The organism is Gemmatimonas sp. (genome assembly GCF_036405635.1).
Classification (GTDB): Bacteria; Gemmatimonadota; Gemmatimonadetes; order Gemmatimonadales; family Gemmatimonadaceae; genus Gemmatimonas.
On sequence record NZ_DASWXE010000007.1, the window covers coordinates 1 to 3,466 of the forward strand.

Genomic DNA, 3,466 nt, shown 5'->3' on the forward strand with positions numbered 1-3,466 from the left:
GATATCGCGGCCGTGGCGCCGGTGCCCAATGGCGTGGCGCTCCTGGGGCGGTTCCTCGCCTTGGTGGCCATGCTGATCACACTGCAGGCGGTGTTCATGGCTGCTGGTGTGTTGTTGCAAACATTGCGCGGCTATCATCGCTACGAACTGGGCGTGTATCTGGAGTTGCTGTTCGGCGTCAAGCTGGTGGACTACATCCTGCTGGCCGCACTGGCCATGACCGTGCATGTGATCGTGAACAACAAGTACCTCGGGCACCTGGTGGTGGTGCTGTACTTCGCGTTCACGGTGGCGGCCGGCTCTGTCGGTGTTCGTCATGCCATGCTGGTGTACGGCTCCGACCCGGGGTGGACGTGGTCCGACCTCAACGGACTCGCGCCGTTCCTGCAAGGATGGATGTGGTTCAAGCTGTACTGGGCCGCATGGGCGCTGATGCTGGCCGTGCTGTCGAGTCTCTTCTGGGTGCGCGGACGCGAACACGGCTTCGCTCGGCGATGGGCACTTGCCGGTCAGCGCTTTCACGGGCCAGTGCTGCGCGCGGCGGCCGTGGCGGTCACGCTCATCATCACGCTGGGCGGTTTCGTGTTCTACAACACGAACGTGCTCAACACCTATCGCACCCCGGAGAGTGTGGCCGCCGAGCGTGCGGAGTACGAGAAGCGGTACAAGCGCTTCGAGGGCGCGCCGCAGCCATTGCTCGCCAGTGTGAAGCTGCGTGTGGAGTTGTATCCGGTCGATCGGGCGGCGGAGTTGCAGGGCACGTTTCAGTATGTGAACCGCACCGGGCAGAACATCGACTCATTGCATGTGTTGCCGAGTTTCGATGTGGCCACTACGGAACTGCGTTTCAATCGTGACGCGCGCCTGGTGACCAATGATTCCACGTTGCACTATCGCATCTATGCGCTGGAGCGCGCGCTGGCGCCGGGCGATTCCATTGCGATGACCTTTGCGCTGGCCTATCGGCCACGCGGATTTCTGAACGCCGGCGCGCCGACAGATGTCACACCCAATGGGGCGTACATCGAGGGCGGCTGGTTCCCGACGCTGGGCTACAAGTCGGGGCGCGAGGTGACGGACGACAAGGCCCGTCAGGAGCTGGGATTGCCGGTGCGCGCGTTGCCGCCCAGCGCGGGCGACGTGGAGACACGCGAGGGCGCGAATGTCATCCAGCTGGTGGATGTGGAGACCATCATCGGCACCGATCCGCGCCAGACCGCCATCACGCCGGGCAGGCTGGTGCGCGAGTGGCGGGAGAACGGTCGTCGGTACTTCCAGTATCGCACCGATGAGCCCATTCGCTACGGCGGCGCGATTCTGTCGGCCGAATATGCCGTGCGCGATAACACGTGGAATGGTGTGCACCTGCGCGTGTTGTATCACCCCACGCACGATGTGAACGTGGACCGGATGCTGCGCAGCATGCAGGCGTCACTGGCGTACTATGGCGAGCAGTTCGGACCGTATCAGTACCGCGAGCTGCGCGTGGTGGAGTTTCCGCGGTATGCGACGTTTGCGCGGGCGCATCCGCACACCATCACCTTCTCGGAGGGCGGCGCGTTTCTCACGCGTGTGGACTCCGGCGATGTGGACCGGCCGTTCTTCGTGGTCGCCCATGAAACGGCGCACCAGTGGTGGGGCGGTCAGGTGATTCCCGCGCAGGCCGCGGGCGCGTCGATGGTTTCCGAGACGCTGGCGCAGTACAGCTCCATGATGGTGCTGGAGCACATGTACGGCACGGAGATGGCGCGGCGTTTCTACGACTACAACATGACCGAGTACCTGCGCGGCCGGCGCGTGTACACCAACCGCGAGGCCCCGCTGCTGGACGTGGTGAGTCAGCGGTACGTGTTTTACTTCAAGGGCGCGGTGGCGATGTACACACTGCGTGAACGACTGGGCGCCGAGGCGGTGAATGGCGCGCTGCGGCAGTTCCGCGAGAAGTTTGCCGGCACCGATGCGCCGCCGCCCACCTCGCAGGCACTGTATGCGGAGCTGCAGACCGTCACGCCCGATTCACTGCGGCCGCTACTGTCGGACCTGTTCGAGCACATCACGCTGTGGAACGTGACGGCCGACTCAGTGAAGACCGAACCCTTGGATGGCGCGTACCAGGTGACGTTGTTCGTGGACGCGTCCAAGGCGCGGGCCGACAGCATCGGCGTGGAAACACCGATCACGATGGACGATCTCATCGAGGTCGGCGTGTTCACCGGACCGGGGCAGTATGATGCGCCGGGCGAGGCACTCTACCTCAAGCAGCACCGTATTCGCTCAGGTAAGCAGACCATTGTGGTCACGGTGCCGCGCCTGCCCACGCGGGCCGGTATCGATCCATACCGCCGGCTCATCGAACGTGAGCGGGATGACAACCTGGCCGAGGTTGCGGCGAAGCCAAAGTAACACGAAGCTTGGGCGGGGCATATCGCCACTCCACCGCCACGCTTCAGGAACCTGTCATGACCAGCACACGCCGCACCGCGATCGTACTTGGCGGTTCCGGAGCCGTCGGAACCGCACTGGTGCGCGCGCTGCTGCACGACGAGGGGTTTGGCACCGTCATCACGCTGTCGCGTCGCTCATTGCCCGAACTGGTTGCCATGGCCCGCGCGACTGGCCGCACGCTGGTGGAGAAGCTGGTTCCCAATATGGAGCCCGAGTCGCTCGCGGCGGCCACGCTGGAAGCGGCCCAGCAAGCTGAGGGTGAGTTGGAAGGATTCAGCACGCTCGGCATCGGCGCGGGCACCGCCAAGCTCACCGTGGATGAGCATCGCGCCGTGGACGTGAGGCTCAACGAAGCGTTCGCGCGCGGTCTCAGAGACTCGGGGAAGGTGCAGCACCTCGCCTTCATGAGTGCCGTGGGGGCAGACCCCACGGCATCGGCCGAAGGCAACGGCGCCGCCGGCATGGCGCGCTACAATCGCGTGAAGGGCGAATCCGAACAGGCTGCGCGGGCAAGCGGGCCGTCCATCGTGAGCGTGTTTCGCCCAGGCATGATTCTGGGATCACCACACACGCCGTGGATTCTCGCCAAGGCGCTGCCGTTGTTCGGGTTTGTCACGCCGGGGAAGTTCAAGTCCATTCATGTGGACCAGATCGCGAAGGCGATGATCGCAACGGCCAGGAAGCATCCCGCGACCAGCGAGACATACCATTATCCGGAGATGATGGCGTTGATCGCGGGCGACCGACGGTAGCAGGAACTCGCTACTTCACCGCCCGCACGTTGTCCCCTGACTGTCGGTCGATGTAGAAGTTGTACGGGTCCACACCCGCAAACGTCGGCCGCTTGTTGGTGACAAATGTGACCACCTGCTGGCCGCTGCGGATCATCCGGCGCTCCATCAGCACCACGTGCGATGCATCGAAGGCGTCACGCCCGGGTTCGGCGGTGAACAGCCCCACCTCGATACTCTCGGCGAGCGGTGCCTCCGTCTCCGTTCCGGTGGAATCGGCGTAGAGTTTC

General features: G+C 64.3%; 3 protein-coding genes. 2 read left to right on the forward strand and 1 reads right to left on the reverse strand.

Annotation, left to right across the window (positions count from 1 at the left end; all coding sequences use genetic code 11):
• On the forward strand, positions 1-2,403 hold a 2,403-nt coding region (locus VGE27_RS00280), incomplete at its 5' end, for a M1 family aminopeptidase (RefSeq protein ID WP_331047626.1).
• A 56-nt stretch (positions 2,404-2,459) separates the two neighbouring features.
• Positions 2,460-3,197: a hypothetical protein gene (locus VGE27_RS00285; protein ID WP_331047627.1), complete on the forward strand. Its 738-nt coding sequence runs from the start codon at positions 2,460-2,462 to the stop codon at positions 3,195-3,197.
• A 10-nt stretch (positions 3,198-3,207) separates the two neighbouring features.
• On the opposite strand, the gene VGE27_RS00290 is transcribed toward VGE27_RS00285, so the two are convergent.
• Positions 3,208-3,466 (reverse strand): hypothetical protein (locus VGE27_RS00290; RefSeq protein WP_331047628.1); only part of this gene is annotated, 259 nt, incomplete at its 5' end.

Coding starts and splice junctions, on each gene's coding strand:
- VGE27_RS00285 (WP_331047627.1), top strand. CDS start 2,460: ATGACCAGCACACGCCGCACCGCGATCGTACTTGGCGGTTCCGGAGCC.